This is a genomic window from Flaviramulus basaltis, assembly GCF_900114265.1.
In the GTDB taxonomy this organism is placed as follows: Bacteria; Bacteroidota; Bacteroidia; order Flavobacteriales; family Flavobacteriaceae; genus Flaviramulus; species Flaviramulus basaltis.
On record NZ_FPKV01000001.1, the window covers coordinates 657,277 to 675,052 of the forward strand.

Below are 17,776 nucleotides of genomic sequence, written 5' to 3' on the forward strand. Positions count from 1 at the left end.
TACAAATGTAAGTTATAATTCGGTGTATTCAAATGCAATAATTACCTTTAATGTTGGTTAATAAATTTACTTATGCTACACAAAAAACACCTTATAATTATTTGCTCATTTTTCTTTTTTATAGCCTGTAAAGAGGAGTTAAAAACATCTTTTACAGAAATTGATATTTCTACTGAAGACAACGAGATAGTTGAAATAAATATCCCAAAAGCTATTGGAAACAAAGCTATAGCTGATAAAATAAATTCAGAAATTCAAAAATCAATAATAGCCGCATTACATATTGGAGATCCAGACAAAATCACTTCAAAATCTATTGAAGAAAGTATTATTTCCTTTAACAAAGAATTCATCACTTTTAAAACTGATTTCCCAGAAACAGTTCCAGAATGGGAAGCACAAATTGATGGTGAAGTTATGTTTCAATCATCAGAAATTACAAGTATAGCTATTACTTCTTATACTAATACTGGTGGCGCTCATGGTGCTTTGCATATTTCTTTTTTGAATTTTGAAACCGAAACCGGTGAACTAATTAATAATAGTAAACTAATTAATAATATTGAAGCCTTTAAAGATTTTGCAAAACCTTATTTTGATGAAGCTTTAAAAGAAAATGACTTAGTTTTTGATACTGAAACCTTTGAGCTACCAACAAATATGGCGTACAGCGAAGAAGGCATTGTTTTGCTTTATAATACCTATGAAATTGCACCTTACTCTGTAGGTGTTATTGAGTTTGCAATCCCTTTTAATGAAGCTGAACCCTACTTAGTTTTTAATAGCCTTTAAAAGCGCCAAAACATAGCCATAATGAATCCCTTCATGTATTGTTACAAACTGTAATGCTTCATTAATATTTGTTAAGGTATTTCCTGTTGTAGAAACAGTGTATTCATTATAGGTTTTAAAAACACCTTTGCTATAATCTTCCTTTGTTTTTTTTAAAGTAGAAAACAATAACTCTTGTATGTCGTTAACCTCATCTTGCGAAATATCTCCTTCTGGTTTTGTATCCTTTCTATATTTATTAATCATTTCATCAGAAAGTGTAGATTCTAAACCCGACAACCTATAAGCTAGTAATTGTTGAGAAACCACAATATGAGCAATGTTCCAAATGATATTATTATTGAATCCCTTCGGTATTTTATTTAAATCTTCTAGAGAATTATTATTAATTATTTTACTAAAAATACCTCTTGTATTATTTAAAACCTGAAATGTAAAATCCATATTGCTTAATTTTTTGATAAATATAGTTTTAATTTGTTTTTTAGAAACCATATCATAGAATGAAAAAAGTATATTATTTAAAAACGTGTAGTACCTGTTTAAGAATTTTAAAGGAGTTAAACTTATCTTCTGAATTTGTTTTACAAGACATTAAAACTGAAGAAATAACTGTAAAGCAATTAGAGGAGATGAAAGAACTTGCAGGAAGCTACGAAGCTCTTTTTAGCAAACGCTCTAAACTTTACAAGGAAATGGATTTGAAAAACCAAACTTTAAGTGAGCGAGATTACAAACAATATATTTTAGAACATTACACTTTTTTAAGCAGACCTGTTATTCTTATTGATAATGAGATTTTTATAGGAAATTCTAAAAAAACAGTCGAGGCAGCTAAAAATCATATTGGGATTAGTTAAATCTCTGTTAATAAAGGTAAATCAGTTAATATTCACATGAATTGAGATAACTATTATTACCAACTCAACGTATATTTAATAAAACAAAATTAAGTTTAATTAAAAACAAAAAATATTATGAGTAATAACGGAAATACAGTTTTAGGCATATTAGCAGGAACCGCAATTGGGGCAGCATTAGGAATTCTTTTTGCTCCAGATAAAGGAAGCAGCACAAGACAAAAACTTAGTGATGAAGCACTATTAGCTAAACAAAAAATAGCCGAAACCGCTATAGACTTAAAAGACAGAGTCGTTTCTACTGCATCAACTCAAAAGCAAACTTTAGATGAACAAGTAGAATCTATAGTATCCAATGCGAGTTATAAAGCAGACGACATTATTACGTCTCTTGAGAATAAGTTGAAAGACTTAAAAATGAAAAACAAACAATTACAAAAAGATAAAATAGCTTAAATGAGATTAGTTGATTCTATAAATGACACGAACTCAAAAGCAAAAGAAGTAGGAGAAAAATATTTAAAAACTTCCTACGAATATTATAAGCTTAAAATCTTCCAACAGTTAACAATATCTGTTAGTTTGGTTTTTAAAGCCTTTGCGATTGGTGCTTTACTTTTATTAGGTATCGTTTTTTTAGCAATAGCTTTAGCTATTTTAATTGGTGAAAGTTTAGATAATTACGCACTAGGCTTTTTATGGGTTGGATTCATATTTTTAATTTTATCACTAATTGTTTTTCTTTTTAGAAAGCATTTAAACAATCTTATAATTAAAAAATTATCAAAAACCTTTTTTAACTAATTATGAAAACTTACAATAATTCAGAAACTATAGAACGTGAATTAAAAATTCTCGATTTAGAACGTCAAATTGCTTTGGAAGAATTTAAAGTGGTTAAAGAGGCTTATAAAGAAGATTTAAAACCACTTAACTGGATTCAATCTGGTTTTAAAATGGCTAGCAAGTTTGGGGTTATGCTACTGGCAAAGAAAATACTTAAATAGCTTATTTTATTTATTAAAAACAAAAAAGTCTAACATTTCTGTTAGACTTTTTTTGCTCCTTCTCTTGGGCTCGAACCAAGGACCCTCTGATTAACAGTCAGATGCTCTAACCAACTGAGCTAAGAAGGAATGTGTTTTTCGCCTTAGCGAGCGCAAATATATATATATTTTTATTTACTGCAAACTTAATTTTAAAAAAATTTATCCAAAAATAGCTTTATAAATATCATTACCGTTTGCAAACAAAACTAAAGCTATTAAAATAAAGAATCCAACCATTTGTGCATACTCCATAAATTTATCTCCTGGTTTTCTTCCAGAAATCATTTCATATAATAAAAACATCACATGACCACCATCTAATGCTGGTATAGGTAATAAGTTTACAACCCCTAACATAATAGATAAAAATGCGGTAATATTCCAAAAGTACTGCCAATTCCAAACGCTTGGAAAAATATCATAAATGGCTTTAAAGCCACCAACACCTTTATAGGCGCCTGTACTTGGTGTGAAAATGGCTCCTAATTGATCCCAGTAAGAAACTATTCTATCTTTTGCCTTTTTTAAACCAACTGGAAAAGATTCAAAAAAACCATACTTTTTTGATTCAAATTTATAATATCCTAAAGCTTCTAAAGTTTCCGGTGTAGAATTAGAGGCATAAACCAAACCTAACTTACCTTCATTGCTAATTTTTAAAGGAACATTTATTTCAGCTTTATCTCTTAAAACTTTAGCAGCGACCTCTTGTCCTTTAAATTTTTCTAATCCTAACTTAACCTCATCTGCATATTTAGTTTCAAAATCATTTAAACCAAAAATAATATCGCCTTTTTTAAGACCACTATTTTTATTAAATGAAGTATCTGGAACTTGTACAACTATAAAAGGCTCTCTTAATTCAATAAAATCCTTTTCTTTTGAATCTATTAATTGTGCGAGAAAATCTTCTGGAAATGTAATGTTCGACTGTTCTCCATTTCTTTCAATGGTAATTTGTTTTCCAAACAATACTTTTTCAGGAAGTGCAGAAAAATTTTCAACTTTTTCTCCATCAACAGCAATAATTTTATCGCCTGTTAACAATCCTGCTTTGTTAGCCACAGTGTTTTCAATTAAAAAACCATCTGTAATATTTTCAACTGGTAAAAATTTATCTCCATAAAAATAGCTCATCCCTATATAAATAAGAATTGCTAATAAGAAATTAACCGTAACACCACCTAACATAATAATTAAACGTTGCCACGCTGGTTTTGAACGAAACTCCCAAGGTTGAGGCTCTTGTGCCATTTGCTCGGTATCCATGCTTTCATCAATCATACCCGATATTTTCACATAACCTCCTAATGGTAACCAACCTATGCCGTAAACGGTTTCGCCTATTTTCTTTTTAAATAATGAAAACTTAACATCAAAAAACAAGTAAAATTTCTCAACTCGCGTTTTAAAAGCTTTTGCAGGAATAAAATGCCCTAACTCGTGCAAAATAATTAGTAAAGAAAGACTCAGTAAAAACTGAGATATTTTTATAACAAACTCCATAGTATCTTCAATCAATTTTTTATAATCGCACAAAAGTAAGCTTTTAAACCAACTTTAAAAAAGACAATCAAATATTGCCAATGGATTTAACAATAATTTATGTGCCGTTTAAATTCTGCATAATTAAATTTCATTGTATTTTTGTTCATATTCAAAATTATACAGTTTTTTAATGCTATCATTTTTTAAGGATTACAAAAAGTTTGCCATTGTTTTTGCAGTAATATCTATCATAATTATTGTATTAATTTACAATACTCTTAATGTTTACAAGCCTCTTAATATTTACCAGCCTGCTATGGTAAGTACAGAACTTGTTGATAGTACTATTCAATATCAAAAGAAATATCATAAAATAGCCGATTTTAGTCTTATTAATCAAAACGGAAAAACCATTACCCAAGAAGATTATAAGAACAAGATTTATGTTGCCGATTTCTTTTTTACAACCTGCCAAACTATTTGTCCGATTATGACAGGTCACATGGCTGAAATTCAAGAAAAGATAATAAATGATGACGAAGTGATGCTACTTTCTCATTCTGTAACTCCAAAAATTGATAGTGTCGCTCAATTAAAACGCTATGCAAAATTAAAAGGGGTTAATGACAGTAAATGGAATTTGGTAACTGGTGATAAAAAACAAATATATGATCTTGCCCGAAAAAGTTACCTTGCTGTTAAGGATAATGAATATGGAGGTGAGTTTGATATGATACATACCGAAAATTTTATGCTAATTGATAAAAAACGACAAATACGTGGGTTTTATGATGGCACCAATGCAGAAGATATAGATAGACTTCTAGAAGACATTAAAATCCTTAAAAAAGAAGACTCCAAATAGTTTTTTAGCAACAATTTTTTTAGGCTGAATATTTACATTACTTTTGCTTCTTTAAAATCAATCTAAATAAGCTTGCAAGACACTTTAGCAAATTTAAAACGAGGCGAACACGCTATAATTAAAGATGTTTCATCTATTCATATTCCATTAAAATTACTAGAAATGGGATGTTTACCTGGCAATTCTGTAGAGCTTGTTCAATTAGCTCCTTTTCAAGATCCTATGTATTTAAATATAAATGGATCTCATTTAGCTATTAGAAAAGAAACGGCCTCTCATATTTTAATTGAAAAAATAGTATGAGTAAACAGATAAATGTTGCCTTAATAGGTAATCCAAATACCGGAAAAACTTCCGTTTTTAATGCTTTAACAGGGTTAAACCAAAAAGTTGGTAATTATCCTGGTATTACTGTAGAAAAAAAAGAAGGTATTTGCAAATTACCTCGAGGTGTTAAAGCACATATTATTGATTTACCGGGGACTTATAGTTTGAACGCATCATCACTTGATGAAAACGTTGTTATAGAGCTTCTCCTTAATAAAAATGATAAAGATTTTCCAGATATTGCTGTTGTTGTAAGTGATGTTGAAAACCTTAAACGAAACCTTTTACTTTTTACACAAATTAAAGATTTAGAAATCCCTACGCTCTTGGTTATTAACATGTCAGATCGTATGAATTATAAGGGTATTTCTTTAGATATTGACTATTTAGAAGAGCATCTCAAAACTAAAATAGCCTTAATAAGTACGCGTAAAAATTTAGGAATTGATAATTTAAAAACCTTAATTGCTAATTATAAAGATATTTCCATTGAGCCTTGTTTAAATGCTTCAGAAATTGATAAAGAATACTTTGACAATTTAAGAAAAGCGTTCCCTAATCAATTATTATATAAACTTTGGTTAGTTATAACACAAGATGTAAACTTTGGAAAAACTGATAGAAAGGAAATTGATGCTGTCGCTAACTTCAAAACTAAAAGTAAAAGCGACCTAAAACGCTTACAGCAAAAGGAAACGATAAAACGTTATCAGTTTATAAATAATGTTCTTAAAGTTGGACAAACCATTGATGCTTCTCAAGCTAAAGATTTACGTAGTAAATTAGATCGCGTTTTAACCCATAAAGTTTGGGGTTATGTTATTTTCTTTTTCATTTTACTTACTATTTTTCAAGCTATTTACGATTGGTCCAGTATTCCAATGGACTTTATTGATAGCTCTTTTGCATCATTAAGCGAATGGACAAAAAATCAATTACCTAAAGGCGCTTTTACTAGTCTATTAGCAGAAGGTATTATACCAGGATTAGGTGGAATTGTGATTTTTATTCCGCAAATAGCCTTTTTATTTTTATTTATAGCCGTGCTTGAGGAAAGTGGATATATGAGTCGTGTTGTGTTTTTAATGGACAGAATTATGCGTCGTTTTGGATTAAGCGGAAAAAGTGTTGTGCCGCTTATATCTGGTACAGCTTGTGCTATTCCAGCTATTATGGCAACCCGAAATATTGAAAGTTGGAAAGAGCGTTTAATAACTATTTTAGTAACACCGTTTACAACTTGTTCTGCAAGACTTCCTGTGTATTTAATAATTATCGCTTTAGTAATTCCAGATGGCCGTTTTTTTGGTTTAGGTTATCAAGCTTTAACCTTAATGCTTTTATATCTTTTAGGGTTTGGCACAGCAATTATATCAGCATATATTCTCAATAAAGTATTAAAAATAAAAAGCAAAACATTTTTTGTTGTTGAAATGCCGAACTATAAACTACCTCTTTTTAAAAATGTAGCTTTAACAGTGGTTGAAAAAACAAAATCATTTGTTTTTGGTGCAGGAAAAATCATTTTAGCAATATCCATTATTCTATGGTTTTTAGCATCGTATGGTCCTGGCGAAGATTTTAATAATGCAGAAAATATTATTAAAACTGAATATGCTTCACAACAGTTATCAAATGATGAATTGCAACAACATATTGCGTCATATAAATTAGAGCATTCCTTTATAGGAATAACTGGTCGTGCCATTGAACCAGCAATAAGACCTTTAGGTTACGATTGGAAAATTGGCATTGCTATTGTAAGCTCGTTTGCAGCACGTGAGGTTTTTGTTGGTACACTAGCCACTATTTATAGTGTTGGTAGCGACGAGGAAGAAACCATAAAAAACAGAATGGCTGGAGAAGTAAACCCTATTTTGGGAGGTCCCCTATTTACGTTTGCTTCAGGAGTTTCTTTATTGTTATTTTATGCCTTCGCTATGCAATGTATGAGTACGCTTGCTGTAGTAAAACGTGAAACAAATACTTGGAAATGGCCTATTTTACAATTAGTCATTATGAGTGGTTTTGCGTATATTGTAGCTTTAATTGCTTTTCAATTTTTGAAATGAAAATGAATTAAATTCGACTAAATAATTATGAACACACTTATTCAAAACATATTGGTTTTTACATCTATGGCATTTGCTCTTACCTTTTTGGTAAAAAAATACTTTTGGAAAAAAACGGCTTCAAAAAAGGCTTGTGGTGGTGGTGATGCCTGTGGTTGCCATTAATTATTATTTGCTTTTGCAATATTAATACTGCAACCTATAGAAAGGTAATTCATAGTATGATTAATGCCAGTACCAAAAGAGAAATCTAACTGGCAATTATCTTGAATTAAGTAAGTAATTCCAGCATCAAAATTAGATTCATAATTATTAAAATCTAACAAAGCTCCATAAGGTTCTATATAAAAGCTAAATATTTCTGTTATCGAAATTCCTAACGCAACAGAATATGTTAAATCGCCGTTGCCTTTACCAAAATAATCGTAACCAACATTGTAACCTAAACCCATTGTATTATTCAATTCATGAGAGATAGATAGTTTATTTATTGTTCCGAAAGCATCATTTGTTAAAGATTTTGAACCCGTTGGCAGAATAACATGAGAAAGAAAAGCAATTTCGGTGTTTACATTTTCCTTTTTAAATAACTGAATTTTAGTTCCAATTTCTAAATCGCTAATACCATTAATTTTTTGAGACGTATTTTGATCTTTCAAACTTTCGAATTGACTAAGAACTCTAATTTCTAAAACTTTTGAAATTCCATATCTAAATAATGTTGTAGGAGCTAATATTTGTCTTTCTGAAATTAAATCATCTTCATTAAAAGCTAATAAAATTCCCGATTCTATTTGTAAACTTCCTTTGTTAACAGTTGATGAACTTTCAGTTTGGTCTGGTCTATCTGTAATGATTGTTTGTGTATTCCCTGAAAAGTAAGTCACTAAAAAAAATAGTATTGCTATAATAAATCTTGACTTCAAAATATTATTCCTATTTAAAAGGTTTAAATAAAAAGCCTCCAAAATTGAGCGACTAAAAACGTTACAACAAACCCTAAAATAACTGGCATAATTGATGCAAAAATGGTCCATTTTGCGCTTTTCGTTTCTTTGTATATGGTATAAATAGTTGTACTACATGGATTATGCAATAAACTAAACAGCATGAGGTTAATTGCTGTAAGCAAGGTCCATCCTCCAGCTCTTAAAACATCTCCAGTAGCATTCATTGAATCTAATTCAAACATTACACCTGCGCCTTCACCTCCAGATATTCCTGTAACCATAACTGTAAGCATTAAAATAGTAGGAATAACAATTTCATTTGCAGGAATTGCTACAATGTAAGCCAATAAAATAACACCATTTAACCCTAAGAGAAATCCAAATCCATCCATTGAGCTTATAGCCCAAGATGCTATGCTTTCATTACCAATATAAATATTAGAAATTAACCAGATAACAGCTCCAGCAGGTGCTGCGAATACTATAGCTCGCCATAATACAATTAAAGTTCTATCAATTAAAGAAGTGTAAATAGTTTTCCAAAAGCGAGGTGGTCTATAAGGCGGTAGTTCTAAATTAAAGGTAGAAACCTCTCCTTTTAAAACGGTTTTAGATAACGCCCATGATACGGTAAACATAAAAGCCATTCCTAAAACAGCAATACCAATTACCGCTAACAAGGACACAAAACTAGAAATAGAACTTGGTACAACTGCTCCAATAAAAATGGTAGCTATTAATATTTGTGTTGGCCAACGCCCGTTACACAACGAGAAATTATTAGTTATAATAGCAATTAAACGTTCTCTAGGGCTATCTATAATTCTGGTAGCAACAACACCAGCAGCATTACATCCAAACCCCATACTCATGGTTAAAGCTTGTTTCCCGTGTGCTCCAGATTTTTTGAATAAAGAATCTAAATTGAAGGCAACTCGGGGCAAATAACCAAAATCTTCAAGAAGCGTAAACATAGGAAAAAATATAGCCATAGGTGGCAACATAACAGCTATAACCCAAGCGACTGCCAAATACACACCATCAATTAAAAATCCATCTAACCACCACGGCATACCAATACTCGCTGCTCCAGATTTTAAAAGAGGATGAATGTTATCTAATAACAAGTTTGCTAATAACGATGATGGATAGTTTGCCCCAACTATGGTTAACCACAATACTGTTCCTAAAATTAAAAACATAATGGGAAAACCAAAGGTTTTACTGGTAACTATTTTATCAATTTTTGAATCTAAACGAAACCGCTTTTTAGAATGATCTACCTGAACCGTATCCTTTACAATATCCGCAGCATCAGCATAAATACCTTCTGTTAGATTATCATGAAAATCATCACCAATTTGCCAACGCAATTCATTAGATAACTCAATAATATTATCAATATTTTTTTGATTCATTTATGCAATTTTAAACTAATTCACCTGCTTTTAAAGCATTAATTATTTGTGTATCACCTTCTAATAACCTAAAAGCAATCCATCTACTATTAGGAATGTTAGGGAACTCTTTTTCAATTTCAGCAGCTAATGTTTTAACTGCCTTTTCTATATTATCTGGTACATTTTTTATTCTATGTGGTTTGCAAATGATAGTACCATTAGCAATTTCGCTAATGGTTTGAATCAATTCTGGAATACCTTGATTAAATCTTGCACTTGTAGGCACTACTGGTATGCCTAAATCGCGTGCTAATGTTCGCTCATCAATAGAAATATTATTGCGTTTCGCTTCATCCATTAAATTTAAACACAAAACCGCTTTATCTGTAATTTCTAATATTTGAAGTACTAAATTTAAGTTTCGTTCTAAACGATTCGCATCGACAACAATAACAGTAACATTAGGTTTTCCAAAAAGAATAAAATCTCTTGCAGCTTCCTCATCTTCAGATGTTGAAAGCAATGAATAAGTTCCTGGTAAGTCAACCAATTTGAATTTTTGAGTATTGTACTCAAATCCACCTTCTGCTCTGGTTACTGTTTTACCAGGCCAATTTCCAGTATGTTGACGTAAACCTGTTAAGGCATTAAAAACAGTACTTTTTCCGGTATTAGGATTTCCTGCTAATGCTACTACAAAATCAAAATTATCAGTATGGATTCCTAGTTTTTTAAGTCCGTCTGCATTAAAATGAGCACAGGTATCGCAAGCACTTTTCACTTTCGTTTCCATAATCTTAATCTTTTTTAATAAGAATTTTTGCCGCTTGATCTTTTCGTAAAGCAATTGAGGTTCCTTTAATTAAGTAGGCATGTGGCTCTCCTAAAGGATTCATTAAGTCTATACTAATTTTAGCACCTTTTACAAATCCTAAATCCAGTAATCTTCTTCTACTTTCGCCTCTACTTTCTTTTGATATTCCAATAATTTTTGCCGTTTCTTCTTCATCTAAACTTGATAATCTGGCAATATTATCTTCTATGACAACTTCCTTTTCAATAGGTGATACCGTTAAATTAGCAGCTACAATAGGTGCTAGTTTAAATTCCTCTCCTTCAGATTGAAAAGTAATGCGTGTGTTATTATTTTCAATAACTCTAATAAGCGAACCAATGTGAATATTTTCGGCTAAAATCTGCTTATAAATCACTTCAGGCTCATCTTCAATATGCGTAATTCTTCCAATAGTATTTACTTGTAAAAGTGGTAATTCAACACCATTAACCTGAGCTACTTTTCCTGTTTTTGTTGGGATTGGATCACCATGTGGATCAAACTTTGGGTTTCCCAAATGTGCTGCGAGTGTATTAGTTTCATCATGATTAAGCTTATGCTCCATCATTTCTGCTCTATCATGCCATTCTGTTTTATGAAAACCTGTTTTGTCGGCTAAATAGCGTTCCCATAATCTATGAACTCGAACTATACGCAAAGCGTATTCTCTTCCTGTTTCTGATAATTTTAAAATATCTGATTCAAAATAAATTAAATCATTAATGGTCATTTTATTTATTGCCTCAACAATTCTAGTGTTCTTATAATCCAATACTTGAACTAAGGTTTTCATATCTACTTTATTACCAGAATTTTCAAAATGATATAATTGCTTTAAAATATCTTCAATAATAGTTTTTTCATTGTTTTTAAAATTCTTTCTAAGAATCCAAAACCATCCTTTTATTGGGCGAAAAAACACAAATAACAAGGCCACAATAACAAAAAATATAATGAGTGCCGATATTGGATTGTAGTTATTCATATTACAGACTTAAATATAAATTTTGAGCCACTTCTTTGGAAATGATCATCTTTCTTGTTTTAGTTTCTATCGTTAAAGAGTTATCAAAAGGCTCATAATCTAAAACCTTAATAGTGTCTCCTAGAGCTAATTTATTTTTATTTAAATACTTTAAAAAAGTATCTGTTGAGTCTTTTACAAAAGACAAAACACCTTCTTTGCCTTTGTCAACATCAAATATATTGACACTTTTTATAGGTGAATAATTCCCGTCTTTATCTGGAATAGGATCACCATGTGGATCGTGAGTTGGATATTCTAAAAATGCATCTAACTCATTTACTAGTTTTAATGACTTAACATGCTCAAGTTGTTCTGCCACTTCATGAACCTCATCCCAAGAAAAATTAAGCTTATTTACTAAAAACACTTCCCAAAGCCTGTGTTTTCTAATAACTAATGTTGCGGCTAAGCGACCTTTATTTGTTAAGCTTACGCCTTGATATTTAACATAATTTGCCAAGTTTTTATCGGCTAATTTTTTAACCATATCTGTTACCGAAGAGGCTTTAGATTCAACCTTTTCTGCAATGGCATTTGTGCTTACAGGAGTAGCTCCTTGTTTACCTAAATGATAAATTGCTTTTAAATAGTTTTCCTCAGATAGTGTTGTCATGATTTATAAATATAACACAAAGATACTTAAATTTACTCATGTATAAAAATATTTTTAGTCTTATCTAAAAATATTTTTACTGTTAAAGCTTATGAAGCAAGTAACAAAAATATTTATAACTTAGCTTAATGGCACAACACAACGAATTAGGTAAAAAAGGAGAGCAGCTAGCTGTTGATTTTTTATTGAAAAACAACTACGATATTATTGAACGTAATTACCGGTTTGATAAAGCCGAAGTTGATATTATTGCCCAAATAAATGACACACTTGCGATTATTGAAGTTAAAACCCGTTCGAGTACAGATTTTGGAAACCCACAAGATTTTGTAAAACCTAAACAAATTCAACGATTAGTTAAAGCTGTTGATGAATATGTTACTGTAAATAATTTAGATGTAGAAGTCCGTTTTGATATTATTGCTATTATAAAAGACGGCCAAAATTTTAATATTGAGCATTTAGAAAATGCTTTTTATCATTTTTAAGAATATATTAAATAAGTTAAAAAACTAGCGAGATGCTGAAACGAGTTCAGCATGACGTATGTAGCTTAATTAAGCTCATCATCAAAAAACGTTTTTAAAACCTCTAAACCTTCAGGTTTAGCAATAAATTTTTTGTCCTTATCTAAAATAAAATATGTTGGTGTTGCCGTTACGCCATAAGCATCACCAATTTCGTTGTCCCATTTACCTTTACCGTAAACATGTATAAATTCAGGATAATTTTTAATTAGGTTTTGCCAGTTTTTTGGTTCATCTTCTAAACCAACAGCAACAACTTTAATCGAACTTGTTTTTTTTGATTTTAGGTAAGCTTGTAACTTTGGAACTTCATCTAAGCAATGTGAGCAGCCACTACTCCAAAACAAAATAATATAAGTTTCGGCAATATTAAGTTCGCTTAATTTCTTGGTTACTAGTTTAGTATTTCCCTTTATTTCTATATCAAAATCTGGGGCATTATTACCAATAGATGTGTCTTTATATAAAATTAAGGAATGTAAAAGTTCTTGATCATTCAATGCCACAGCAATATCCATTAAATAGGTTTCTGCAATGTAATTAGCGACAGGTTCTAAATTTAAATCTACCATTTGTTGCCATAAATCTACTAACAAAATACGTTTCACTTTTTGAGGCGCATCTTTCATTTTACTACCAACTACTTCAATATTTTTCTTATAGTTTGTAATATCATCTTCAGAATCTGATGACATTCCAAAAACATAATTCAGCATTTTTTCTTCCAAAAAATTAGAGCTTTGAAGCGTGCTATTTTTAAAATCCACAAAATCAAAATAATGCTTTTTTAAATTATTTGAATATGTTTTTACATCTTCAACTTTTAAAGGGATGTAAGGTTTATTTGCTTTAATAAATTGAAGAGCCATGGTTTCTTTAGCTGCTTTTTCAAAACTTATCTGGGTTTCTTTTTGAGTTTTAAAAATGGCTTTTAGCGCTGTAGTGTCTTTACTTTGTTGGCTAAAATAATTCCCAATACTTTGTGTAACTAGAGACATACTATTAGTGTAAGAAGCTAGTAACTTGTTTTCAGTAGATTTTTTGAATTTTACGCCTGTTTCAGAATTAAAGGTTAACTCAATATCTTCTTTTCCATTATAAATGATATCAAAATTATAATCTTCTTGAGGAACGGCATAAACCAATCTATAAATACCTTTTTTTACTAAAGAATCTAACTTAATCTCAAAACTACCATCTTTTTTCACTTCTGCATTTGAAATATACTTAGATATTGTAGGTGAAACTTTATACAATAATGCCACATTATAATCTTTGGCTGGAGAAAACACGCCTTTAATTGTATGTTGAGCAAGAAGAATACTAGGTAAAAAAAGCGAGAGAAAAAGTAAGCGTTTCATCTTTAATGGTGTTGTTATTATTTTAAAACAATAATTAAGCCACAATAGGTTGTAAGGCGTTTAATGCTTGTTTTACAGTTTTTATATTGTTGAAAGTTAACATTAATCGTAAACCATTTCGAGTTTGCTTTTCTTTCATTTTACAATCACTTGAATGTGTTTGAACAAATTGCAACACTTTTGTGAAGTTTGCACTTTGATAAAAATTACTTTGTTGGTCGTTAATAAAATAACCGATTAGTTTACCTTGTTTCATAATGATTTTCTCGAAACCAATTTTGGTTGCTAACCACTTTATTTGAACACTATTTAATAAATCGGTCACTTGTTTTGGCAACTCTCCAAAACGGTCTATCAAATCTTTCTCAAAAGTATGTAATTCTGCTTCCGTTTTTAAATTATTTAGCTGCGTGTATAAATTTAATCGTTCAGCAATGTTATTTACGTAGTCATCAGGGAAAAGTAATTCAAAATCGGTGTCAATAGTAACATCTTTCACATAAACCTTATCAGCTTCATCTTCATTGTATAAATCTTTAAATTCATTGTCTTTGAGTTCTTCAATAGCTTCATTTAAAATTTTCTGATAGGTATCAAAACCAATTTCATTTATAAAACCGCTTTGTTCGCCACCAAGTAAATCTCCAGCTCCACGGATTTCTAAATCTTTCATGGCGATGTTAAAACCGCTACCTAAATCTGTAAATTGTTCTAAAGCCGTGATACGTTTTCTGGCATCATCGGTCATTGCAGAATATTCTGGAGTAATAAAATAACAAAATGCCTTTTTATTGCTACGACCTACACGACCGCGCATTTGATGCAAATCGCTTAATCCAAAATTATTGGCATTATTAATAAAAATGGTATTTGCGTTTGGAACATCCAACCCACTTTCTACAATTGTTGTACTTACCAGAACATCAAAAGCACCATCCATAAAAGACAACATGAGTTGCTCAAGTTTTTTGCCTTCCATTTGCCCATGACCAACACCAATCTTGGCATCGGGCACTAAACGCTGAATCAAACCTGCAACTTCTTTAATATTTTCAATACGGTTATGTATGAAGAAAATTTGTCCGCCACGTTCAATTTCATAACTCACAGCATCGCGAATGCTTTCTTCATTAAAGCGGATAACATGGCTTTCAATAGGATATCTATTTGGTGGTGGTGTAGTTATAACCGATAAATCTCGAGCAGCCATTAAACTAAACTGAAGCGTACGCGGTATTGGTGTTGCTGTTAATGTAAGTACATCAACATTGTCTTTTAAAGTTTTTAATTTTTCTTTTACAGCGACTCCAAATTTTTGTTCTTCATCAACAATTAAAAGTCCTAAATCTTTAAACTTCACATTTTTACTTACAAGCTGATGAGTACCTATAAGAATATCAACTTTTCCTTGTTCTAAAGCTTCAAGTGTTTCACGTTTTTCTTTGGCTGTTCTAAATCTATTTACATAATCGACCGTTACTGGAAACTCTTTTAAACGCTCTTTAAATGTTCTAGAATGTTGATATGCTAAAATAGTTGTTGGCACTAAAACGGCCACTTGTTTCCCGTTATCAACAGCTTTAAATGCTGCGCGAATAGCAACTTCGGTTTTACCAAAACCAACATCACCACAAACCAATCTATCCATTGGGCGTTCGCTTTCCATATCTGCCTTAATATCTGCCGTTGCTGTGCTTTGGTCTGGTGTATCTTCGTAAATAAAAGAAGCTTCCAACTCGTGTTGCATATAACTATCTGGGTTGTATTGATAGCCTTTTTCTGTTTTACGTTTTGCGTAAAGTTTAATTAAGTTGAATGCGACGTGTTTTACACGTGCTTTTGTTTTTTGCTTTAAAGTTTTCCAAGCATTACTACCAAGTTTATAAATTTTTGGTGGTTTGCCATCTTTCCCATTAAACTTAGTGATTTTATGAAGCGAATGAATGCTTAAATACAATACATCGCGTTCTCCATAAACCAGCTTTATGGCCTCTTGCTTTTTACCTTCAACATCAATTTTTTGAAGCCCTCCAAAACGTCCAATACCATGATCGATATGGGTTACATAATCGCCAATGTCTAAATTAGTCAATTCCTTTAAAGTAATGGCTTGCTTTTTGGCATAGCCATTCTTAACATGAAATTTATGATAACGCTCAAATATTTGATGATCTGTATAGCAAACTATTTTACTGTCATGGTCTATAAAACCTTGGTGTAATGATAATATAACCGTGTTATAAGGTTTTACTTCTAAATGCGAATCATCAAAAATATCGTGAAAACGTTTTGCTTGTTGTTCACTTACACAGGCAATGTAATTTGTATAACCTTTATAGTGATTAGTATTTAAATCTTCAATTAGTAGATTAAATTGCTTGTTAAATGATGGTTGTGGTGTGGTGTTGAATTCAATATGATGAGCTGTCTCGACTCCACTAGACATAAGAGCAACACTTCCAAACTCAATAATTGAAAAATCAAGTAATTGCTTTTTTAGTAATCTAGAATCACAAAATAACTCGTTAGGTTCGGCATGTTTAATTTCTGAAGAAAGGGTTTTAAAAGCGTCCTCTGCTTTACTATAAAAATCGTCTATTCTAGAAAAGAATAAATCGGCATTTTTAAAACAAACTACTGTTTTTTGAGCGATATATTTTAAAAAACTCTGCCTACTTTCCTGCAATAATTTATTAGCAACATTTGGGATAATATTGATTTTTTTAATTTGCTCGATAGATAACTGTGTTTCTACATCAAAAGTTCTTATACTATCAACCTCATCACCAAAAAACTCAATTCTATAAGGTTGATCATGCGAAAATGAAAACACATCTACAATACCACCACGTACTGAAAACTCTCCAGGTTCTGTAACAAAATCCACACGTTTAAATTGATATTCAAACAAAACTTCGTTTACAAAATCTATAGACAAATTATCGTTAACCGAAACCTTTAAAGTATTACGTTCTAGCTCTTTTCTGGTAACAACTTGTTCAAAAAGTGCATCTGGATATGTAACAATTATCGCTGGTTTTTTTTGCGAATTTATACGGTTTAAAACCTCAGCTCGTAATAATACATTCGCATTATCGGTTTCTTCAATTTGGTATGGCCTGCGGTAACTGCCTGGATAAAATAACACATCTTTATCACCACATAATTGTTCTAAATCGTTTAAATAAAAAGCAGCTTCTTCTTTATCATTAAAAATGATTAAAAATGGTTTTTCTGCTTGTTTAAAAACACTTGAAATAACAAATGAAAACGAAGAACCTATAAGTCCTTTTAAATGCGTTTTACTTTGAGTTTGAGCAATAGTAGTTTGCAGATTTTGCGTTTGCAAAGTCTGTGCGTAGGTTTGCGAGAGGGTAGTTTTACTCACCTAATTTTTTAGTTTTACGAGTGCAAAGATACGGTTTAGAATGTTTTTTTTAATGTTTCAGCTTAAATTCATGATATTTTTGAAAAATCTTATTTTGACTTTGCTCTTTATCGGCTTTATTGATTAAAGTGCGACGTCATTAATCAAATTAAAATTCATGGTTTTTTAAAATAAATTAACCTTAAATTTTGATTGAAGAAACCAATTTAAAGATAACCATCT

Annotated in this window: 19 protein-coding genes and 1 tRNA gene; 10 read left to right on the forward strand and 10 right to left on the reverse strand. The window is 30.9% G+C overall.

Features of this window, described 5'->3' with window-relative positions:
- The first annotated feature begins 72 nt into the window (after positions 1-72).
- Positions 73-792 carry a DUF3298 and DUF4163 domain-containing protein gene (locus BT151_RS02990; protein WP_072400268.1) on the forward strand — a complete coding sequence of 240 codons (720 nt, stop codon included), beginning with the start codon at positions 73-75 and terminating at the stop codon, positions 790-792.
- Here the strand turns inward: BT151_RS02990 and BT151_RS02995 are convergent.
- Positions 772-1,236 carry a DinB family protein gene (locus BT151_RS02995; protein ID WP_072400983.1) on the reverse strand — a complete coding sequence of 155 codons (465 nt, stop codon included), beginning with the start codon at positions 1,234-1,236 and terminating at the stop codon, positions 772-774. The genes BT151_RS02990 and BT151_RS02995 overlap by 21 nt on opposite strands.
- Positions 1,237-1,295: 59 nt before the next feature.
- Between BT151_RS02995 and BT151_RS03000 the strand changes: the two genes are divergently transcribed.
- The 4 genes from BT151_RS03000 to BT151_RS03015 all read left to right on the forward strand — a co-directional run bounded on the left by BT151_RS03000 (position 1,296) and on the right by BT151_RS03015 (position 2,659).
- On the forward strand, positions 1,296-1,652 hold the full coding sequence (locus BT151_RS03000; RefSeq protein WP_072400269.1) for an arsenate reductase family protein: 357 nt from the start codon (positions 1,296-1,298) through the stop codon (positions 1,650-1,652).
- Between the two features lie 117 nt (positions 1,653-1,769).
- On the forward strand, positions 1,770-2,108 hold the full coding sequence (locus BT151_RS03005) for a YtxH domain-containing protein (protein ID WP_072400270.1): 339 nt from the start codon (positions 1,770-1,772) through the stop codon (positions 2,106-2,108).
- Complete coding sequence (locus BT151_RS03010; protein WP_072400271.1) at positions 2,109-2,456, forward strand: hypothetical protein; 348 nt, start codon at positions 2,109-2,111, stop codon at positions 2,454-2,456.
- Between the two features lie 2 nt (positions 2,457-2,458).
- Positions 2,459-2,659 carry a hypothetical protein gene (locus BT151_RS03015; RefSeq protein ID WP_072400272.1) on the forward strand — a complete coding sequence of 67 codons (201 nt, stop codon included), beginning with the start codon at positions 2,459-2,461 and terminating at the stop codon, positions 2,657-2,659.
- A 55-nt stretch (positions 2,660-2,714) separates the two neighbouring features.
- Here BT151_RS03015 and BT151_RS03020 read toward each other — a convergent pair.
- Together BT151_RS03020 and rseP are read right to left on the reverse strand one after the other, a co-directional pair.
- Positions 2,715-2,788: transfer RNA gene (locus BT151_RS03020), tRNA-Asn, on the reverse strand.
- 72 nt (positions 2,789-2,860) lie between these two features.
- The gene (rseP, locus tag BT151_RS03025) at positions 2,861-4,207 is read right to left on the reverse strand and encodes an RIP metalloprotease RseP (RefSeq protein ID WP_072400273.1); all 1,347 of its coding nucleotides are present in this window, start codon (positions 4,205-4,207) and stop codon (positions 2,861-2,863) included.
- Positions 4,208-4,379: 172 nt separating this feature from the next.
- On the opposite strand from rseP, the gene BT151_RS03030 reads away from it, so the two are divergent.
- From BT151_RS03030 to BT151_RS18455, 4 genes are all read left to right on the forward strand, one after another.
- Positions 4,380-5,054, forward strand: coding sequence for an SCO family protein (locus BT151_RS03030; RefSeq protein WP_072400274.1), 675 nt, complete (start codon positions 4,380-4,382; stop codon positions 5,052-5,054).
- A gap of 72 nt (positions 5,055-5,126) precedes the next feature.
- A complete protein-coding gene (locus BT151_RS03035) occupies positions 5,127-5,357 on the forward strand; it encodes a FeoA family protein (protein WP_072400275.1) in 231 nt (76 codons plus the stop codon).
- The gene (gene feoB / locus BT151_RS03040; protein WP_072400276.1) at positions 5,354-7,453 is read left to right on the forward strand and encodes a ferrous iron transport protein B; all 2,100 of its coding nucleotides are present in this window, start codon (positions 5,354-5,356) and stop codon (positions 7,451-7,453) included. The genes BT151_RS03035 and feoB overlap by 4 nt, the downstream gene beginning before the upstream one ends.
- A 27-nt stretch (positions 7,454-7,480) precedes the next feature.
- Positions 7,481-7,618 carry a FeoB-associated Cys-rich membrane protein gene (locus BT151_RS18455; protein WP_143144243.1) on the forward strand — a complete coding sequence of 46 codons (138 nt, stop codon included), beginning with the start codon at positions 7,481-7,483 and terminating at the stop codon, positions 7,616-7,618.
- Here the strand turns inward: BT151_RS18455 and BT151_RS03045 are convergent.
- From BT151_RS03045 to BT151_RS03065, 5 genes are read right to left on the reverse strand one after another with little or no spacing between them, the layout of a single operon-like run.
- Positions 7,615-8,379, reverse strand: a complete 765-nt coding sequence (locus BT151_RS03045) for a transporter (protein ID WP_216231067.1) — start codon at positions 8,377-8,379, stop codon at positions 7,615-7,617. The genes BT151_RS18455 and BT151_RS03045 overlap by 4 nt on opposite strands.
- 23 nt (positions 8,380-8,402) lie before the next feature.
- Entirely contained in the window at positions 8,403-9,821 is a 1,419-nt protein-coding gene (locus BT151_RS18970; RefSeq protein ID WP_072400278.1) for a nucleoside recognition domain-containing protein, read from the reverse strand.
- 10 nt (positions 9,822-9,831) lie between these two features.
- Positions 9,832-10,596, reverse strand: coding sequence for a FeoB small GTPase domain-containing protein (locus tag BT151_RS18975; protein ID WP_072400279.1), 765 nt, complete (start codon positions 10,594-10,596; stop codon positions 9,832-9,834).
- 4 nt (positions 10,597-10,600) lie between these two features.
- Positions 10,601-11,623 carry a metal-dependent transcriptional regulator gene (locus BT151_RS03060; protein ID WP_084647846.1) on the reverse strand — a complete coding sequence of 341 codons (1,023 nt, stop codon included), beginning with the start codon at positions 11,621-11,623 and terminating at the stop codon, positions 10,601-10,603.
- 1 nt (position 11,624) lies between these two features.
- Positions 11,625-12,278, reverse strand: coding sequence for a metal-dependent transcriptional regulator (locus BT151_RS03065; protein WP_072400280.1), 654 nt, complete (start codon positions 12,276-12,278; stop codon positions 11,625-11,627).
- Positions 12,279-12,406: 128 nt separating this feature from the next.
- Here BT151_RS03065 and BT151_RS03070 point away from each other — a divergent pair, with 128 nt between their 5' ends.
- Positions 12,407-12,766, forward strand: coding sequence for a YraN family protein (locus tag BT151_RS03070; RefSeq protein ID WP_072400281.1), 360 nt, complete (start codon positions 12,407-12,409; stop codon positions 12,764-12,766).
- A gap of 65 nt (positions 12,767-12,831) precedes the next feature.
- Here BT151_RS03070 and BT151_RS03075 read toward each other — a convergent pair whose 3' ends face one another.
- Positions 12,832-14,166 (reverse strand): TlpA family protein disulfide reductase, encoded by a 1,335-nt coding sequence (locus BT151_RS03075; RefSeq protein WP_072400282.1) that lies wholly within the window; start codon positions 14,164-14,166, stop codon positions 12,832-12,834.
- Between the two features lie 34 nt (positions 14,167-14,200).
- Complete coding sequence (gene mfd, locus BT151_RS03080; RefSeq protein ID WP_072400283.1) at positions 14,201-17,554, reverse strand: transcription-repair coupling factor; 3,354 nt, start codon at positions 17,552-17,554, stop codon at positions 14,201-14,203.
- Positions 17,555-17,776: the final 222 nt, after the last annotated feature.

What these genes read in the sequence shown, in the direction of transcription:
- BT151_RS03070 (WP_072400281.1), top strand. Translation starts at nt 12,407, where the DNA reads ATGGCACAACACAACGAATTAGGTAAAAAAGGAGAGCAGCTAGCTGTT.
- BT151_RS02990 (WP_072400268.1), top strand. Translation starts at nt 73, where the DNA reads ATGCTACACAAAAAACACCTTATAATTATTTGCTCATTTTTCTTTTTT.
- BT151_RS18455 (WP_143144243.1), top strand. Translation starts at nt 7,481, where the DNA reads ATGAACACACTTATTCAAAACATATTGGTTTTTACATCTATGGCATTT.
- BT151_RS03030 (WP_072400274.1), top strand. Translation starts at nt 4,380, where the DNA reads ATGCTATCATTTTTTAAGGATTACAAAAAGTTTGCCATTGTTTTTGCA.
- BT151_RS03000 (WP_072400269.1), top strand. Translation starts at nt 1,296, where the DNA reads ATGAAAAAAGTATATTATTTAAAAACGTGTAGTACCTGTTTAAGAATT.
- BT151_RS03010 (WP_072400271.1), top strand. Translation starts at nt 2,109, where the DNA reads ATGAGATTAGTTGATTCTATAAATGACACGAACTCAAAAGCAAAAGAA.
- BT151_RS03075 (WP_072400282.1), bottom strand. Translation starts at nt 14,166, where the DNA reads ATGAAACGCTTACTTTTTCTCTCGCTTTTTTTACCTAGTATTCTTCTT.
- BT151_RS02995 (WP_072400983.1), bottom strand. Translation starts at nt 1,236, where the DNA reads ATGGATTTTACATTTCAGGTTTTAAATAATACAAGAGGTATTTTTAGT.
- BT151_RS03060 (WP_084647846.1), bottom strand. Translation starts at nt 11,623, where the DNA reads ATGAATAACTACAATCCAATATCGGCACTCATTATATTTTTTGTTATT.
- feoB (WP_072400276.1), top strand. Translation starts at nt 5,354, where the DNA reads ATGAGTAAACAGATAAATGTTGCCTTAATAGGTAATCCAAATACCGGA.
- BT151_RS03065 (WP_072400280.1), bottom strand. Translation starts at nt 12,278, where the DNA reads ATGACAACACTATCTGAGGAAAACTATTTAAAAGCAATTTATCATTTA.
- BT151_RS18975 (WP_072400279.1), bottom strand. Translation starts at nt 10,596, where the DNA reads ATGGAAACGAAAGTGAAAAGTGCTTGCGATACCTGTGCTCATTTTAAT.
- rseP (WP_072400273.1), bottom strand. Translation starts at nt 4,207, where the DNA reads ATGGAGTTTGTTATAAAAATATCTCAGTTTTTACTGAGTCTTTCTTTA.
- BT151_RS03015 (WP_072400272.1), top strand. Translation starts at nt 2,459, where the DNA reads ATGAAAACTTACAATAATTCAGAAACTATAGAACGTGAATTAAAAATT.
- BT151_RS18970 (WP_072400278.1), bottom strand. Translation starts at nt 9,821, where the DNA reads ATGAATCAAAAAAATATTGATAATATTATTGAGTTATCTAATGAATTG.
- BT151_RS03005 (WP_072400270.1), top strand. Translation starts at nt 1,770, where the DNA reads ATGAGTAATAACGGAAATACAGTTTTAGGCATATTAGCAGGAACCGCA.